The organism is Chryseobacterium sp. OSA05B (assembly GCF_019970065.1).
GTDB lineage: Bacteria > Bacteroidota > Bacteroidia > Flavobacteriales > Weeksellaceae > Chryseobacterium.
The window spans coordinates 1-1,024 of the sequence record NZ_JAHXYH010000028.1 but is presented as its reverse complement, the minus strand read 5'-3'; the positions used below and the strand labels follow the sequence as shown (position 1 = coordinate 1,024).

Below are 1,024 nucleotides of genomic sequence, written 5' to 3'. Positions count from 1 at the left end.
ATAGCATATAAGAATTCAGGAGAGCTTGTTTTCAGTAATCATCCATTCTTTAATCCACAAATAAGGGTTATGCAATATGATACTTCCACAAAACAAACATCCCCTTTTCCAAATTTAGATTGGAATACTCCAAAAATAGGGAGTGAAGATTTTTTAAGTACTGTTTTGGGGCTTAGAAGTGATGATAAAGGGATAATATGGATGCTTGATATGGGATTTAGAAATAATATAACACCAAAACTGGTAGGTTGGAATACTATTACCAATACCTTGGAGAAAATAATAAAAATCTCTGCTCCGGCAAGCTTACCAACATCTCAACTCAATGATTTTACAATTATCAACGGTGGAAGCACATTTGTTATAGCCGATGAAGATATCGGGCCTAATGGGGATGGAAGTAAGGGAGCATTAGTTATTGTTGATGTCAATACAGGAGCAAGCCGTCGGGTATTGGAAGGACATTATAGCACAGTTCCTGAAAAAAACAAGCCTATTGTTGTTGATGGAAAACAGCTTAATATACCCGGTACTAATAATCCAATTTCTGTAGGTGCAGATTGTATTACCGCCGATAAAAATAACGAATGGCTATATTATGCACCGTTAAACGGGTCAAAATTATACCGGATCAGAATTGAGGATTTACTCAATAATTCACTTACTTCAACAGAATTAGAAAATAAAGTACAAGTCTATTCATCTAAAGAAAATAATGGTAGTGCAAGTATTGATGAAGCTGGCAATATTTATTTAACATATCTGGAAACAAGAAGCATCGCAGTCATACCCGCTTATAGCAGGCAGCCATATCAGTATACAAAGCACACTGACTTACTTTGGCCTGATGGTGCTAGTTACAATAAAGATGGTTATATGTATGTGCCCGCTACACAGCTGCCGTTGGGGGAAGCTTTCAACAATGGACAGGATAAAACAGTGCCACCTTATCGCATCTTTAGATTCAAACCTCTTGCAAAAGGGATCTTTGGAAAATAAACAGGTGAATCATAAGAATATCCTT

1 protein-coding gene is annotated in these 1,024 nt (G+C 36.5%); it reads left to right on the top strand.

Annotation, left to right across the window (positions count from 1 at the left end):
• On the top strand, positions 1-999 hold a 999-nt coding region (locus LC419_RS23410), incomplete at its 5' end, for a major royal jelly family protein (protein WP_223609618.1).
• Positions 1,000-1,024: the final 25 nt, after the last annotated feature.